The 3,280-nt window shown below is 45.2% G+C and carries 3 protein-coding genes; 2 read left to right on the plus strand and 1 reads right to left on the minus strand.

The genetic code is table 11. The annotated features are described in order from the left end of the window. Nucleotides 1-34 precede the first annotated feature (34 nt). Entirely contained in the window at nt 35-187 is a 153-nt protein-coding gene (locus tag MHN01_RS21515) for a hypothetical protein (protein ID WP_239413351.1), read from the minus strand. 520 nt (nt 188-707) lie between these two features. On the opposite strand from MHN01_RS21515, the gene MHN01_RS21520 reads away from it, so the two are divergent. Both MHN01_RS21520 and malE read left to right on the plus strand, forming a co-directional pair. Beyond that, a complete protein-coding gene (locus MHN01_RS21520; RefSeq protein ID WP_239413352.1) occupies nt 708-1,898 on the plus strand; it encodes a potassium/proton antiporter in 1,191 nt (396 codons plus the stop codon). Between the two features lie 188 nt (nt 1,899-2,086). Beyond that, a complete protein-coding gene (malE, locus tag MHN01_RS21525; protein WP_239413353.1) occupies nt 2,087-3,271 on the plus strand; it encodes a maltose/maltodextrin ABC transporter substrate-binding protein MalE in 1,185 nt (394 codons plus the stop codon). The last annotated feature ends 9 nt before the right edge of the window (nt 3,272-3,280 follow it).

Genomic DNA, 3,280 nt, shown 5'->3' on the forward strand with positions numbered 1-3,280 from the left:
CAGCGGCTTTGTTACATCAGAGGATTCATTTCATTCACTTACCTTTAGAAGGGTACGGATCACTGGTTGGGAAATACGGTGTACACCAGCCTCGATCTTCGATGTACCAGCTACAGTGATCAGATGCCACAGCAATGTTGACAGAGAATAAGCTGACGGCAATAAGTAGTGCTTTCAACTTCATCATTCTTCTCCTTGTAACAGCTTGTCGCCTATATCCAAATAAACCTGTTTAGGGTTGTTTGGGTATACATATAGAACATGTTTTTTGTCATTTATTACACAGAAGTGATGATCTTCCAGGTTCACTACGACAGATACGGAATACGACAGACACGGTGTTATCTGGCATTACAGCTTTTGTTCCGAAGCAGGGATGGTGGATAGCAAGTGTCCTGAATAAATAAAACATGATTTTAATGAGGCTTTAGTTAGTTTTTAGCGCGAAGCGTCTTTTTATTTGCAAAATGTGTCAGTATGCCTTTTATCTATTGATTTTGATGTTTTATCTCATTACTTTTTAATGGCAGGTTAGAACGTATCAGTCTAAACTTTCATGACTTTGGCTGTATTTACTTGAGTTATCCCTGAACTAAATGCGATTTATGGTGCTTTCTTTAAATTGCTTCAGTCTTTGTTTGCTTTATATCTGAATTATCAATGCTTCTGGGGTATTGTTGTTCAGAGAACATGTTAGGAGTCTTGTATTGAGTACAGAGTTCACAATGTTGGGAATGGCCGTATTGACGGCAATAGGTATTTTGCTTCATCAGCCGTCGAAAACCCTTGGCCTGCCATCTTTACTGATATTCATCGGTGTTGGCTTGTTGTTTGGCAACGGCGAGTTCGATTTTGTATACGATGATCTTGAGCTGACGTCTTTTATTGGCTCTTTGGCTCTTAATGTCATTGTGTTTGTCGGAGGGCTGAATACCTCAAAGTCCAGTATTCTTGTTGCTTATAAAGAAGGGGGGATGCTCTCTACGGCCGGGGTCGTGTTTACCACAGGCATTATGGGTGGGATTCTGTATTTTGTGCTCGACTTTGATATTTTGACTTGCATGCTATTTGCCGCTGTTGTCTCGTCTACCGATGCCGCTGCGGTATTTTCTATTCTGGAGTCGAAAAAGCTCAAGTTAAAAGAAAGTACCGATACCGTCCTTGAGTTTGAATCGGCAACCAATGATCCCGTGGCATTGTTACTGGTAGTGATCCTGACCGGGATGATTGTTAGTACCGGGCAGTCGATGGGAGCAGCTGACATTGGCATTGAACTGATTCAGCAAATCGTCGTGGGGATCGGTGCCGGTTATTTGGTCGGGCTGGGGGGCGTGACCTTACTAAATAAAATCAAGCTTGAAGAATACGGGCTGATCCCGGTATTCATCTTGGCATGCTTTGTTATTGCAGCTTACGGCAGTGATGTACTGGGTGGAAATATCTTGATTGCTTCCTATGTCTCCGGTGTCGTAATAGGAAATGGATTGCGACGGGGCAAGGAAGTAAGTAAACACTTCTTTAATAGTCTTTCATGGCTGGCGCAGGCCTTGATGTTCATTATTCTTGGTTTGCAGTTTTTCCCCAGGGAACTTATTGGCGATGCCTGGGTAGCCATTATTCCGGCGTTGATATTGATGTTTGTTGCCCGTCCGCTGGCGGTCTTTATTAGCTTTTTACCGTTCAAAGCGGTGAGTACCAAGAAGAAGCTCTTCATTTCCGCTATCGGACTGAAAGGAGCAACGCCGATTGTCTTTGCCTTGATCCCTGCGGCTGAAGGCGTCGCAGGGGCACAGCAAATGATGCATATGGTGTTCTTTATTGTGTTGATATCTGTGATTGTTCAGGGATGGGCTATTGAACCTTTGGCGAACAGGTTAGGCCTGAATCAAAAAGAGTAGTCAGTTTTTTATCGGTTAAGAAAGCGGCGGAGGATTACCTTCGCCGCTTGCGTTTTTGTCCAACAAAATGTGTTCAGTTTCACATAGTTGAGCAAAACAGGGTGGGGGCGTAGGCAGGGGGATGATGCTCATCTGCATGGGGGGGAGGAGAATGCCCCTGTTCACAAAAATTACAACGGAAATCGACTATGAAACGTGTTCTGAAAACTCTGACTCTTTGCTCTCTTACAACTGCGCTGGCATTTCCAATGGCAGCCTCTGCCATGCAGGAAGGTGAAATCCTGATTTGGATTAACGGCGATAAAGGTTATGACGGCCTTGCAGAAGTTGGCCGAAAGTTCGAAGAAGATACTGGTGTCAAAGTTAACGTTCAGTACCCTGAGTCTCTGGAAGCGAAATTCCAGCAGGTAGCAGCAACAGGTGGCGGTCCGGACATCATCTTCTGGGCTCACGACCGTTTTGGCGGATACGCTAAATCAGGGCTATTGGCTGAAGTAAAACCTTCTGCAGAGTTTAAAGACAAGTTTGTCGATTTCAGCTGGGATGCGGTGACGTACGATGGCAAGCTGGTTGGCTACCCAATGGCCGTTGAGTCTCCATCTCTGATTTATAACAAAGACCTGCTTCCTGAACCACCAAAGACATGGGAAGAGCTGTATGCCATTGAGAAGCAAATGAAGGCAAAAGGCAAGAAAGCCATCATGTGGGATGTGAAGAACGCTTACTTCACATGGCCGATGATTTCTGCCAACGGAGGTTATGCGTTTAAGAAAACGGAATCTGGCTTTGATGGTAAGCAAGTTGGTGTGAACAGCGACGCAGGTATTGCTGGTCTGAGCTTCCTGGTTGACCTGGCTAAGAAAGATGTTATTTCACCAGATATGGATTACGCCGTTTCTGAATCTGAATTCAACAAAGGTAATGTCGCGATGACCATCAATGGTCCATGGTCGTGGGGTAACCTTGAAAAATCAAACCTAAACTACGGTGTTGCTGTACTGCCGACGCTTAACGGTGGCGCTTCTAACCCATTCGTTGGCGTACTGAGTGCCGGCATCAACGCCGCTAGCCCGAACCAGGACTTGTCTGTTGAGTTTCTTGAGAACTATTTGCTAACCAACGAAGGCCTGAAGATGGTCAACGATGACAAGCCTCTTGGTGCGGTAACACTGAAGTCATTCCAGAACGTTCTGGCTAAAGACAGCCGTATTGCGGCTACGATGACCAATGCCCAAAACGGTGAAATCATGCCTAACATTCCTGAAATGACAGCTTACTGGTTCGCCGAAGGTGCAGCTATCGAAAATGCACTACTTGGTCGTCAGACAGTTAAAGAAGCTTTGGATACTGCGGCTTCTCAGATTAACAAGTAAGACGATTGT

Origin of the sequence: Photobacterium sp. OFAV2-7 (genome assembly GCF_022347985.1) — a bacterium.
Taxonomy (GTDB): Bacteria; Pseudomonadota; Gammaproteobacteria; order Enterobacterales; family Vibrionaceae; genus Photobacterium.

Excerpts from the sequence above, each read along its gene's own strand:
- MHN01_RS21515 (WP_239413351.1), bottom strand. The coding sequence starts at position 187 with ATGATGAAGTTGAAAGCACTACTTATTGCCGTCAGCTTATTCTCTGTC.
- malE (WP_239413353.1), top strand. The coding sequence starts at position 2,087 with ATGAAACGTGTTCTGAAAACTCTGACTCTTTGCTCTCTTACAACTGCG.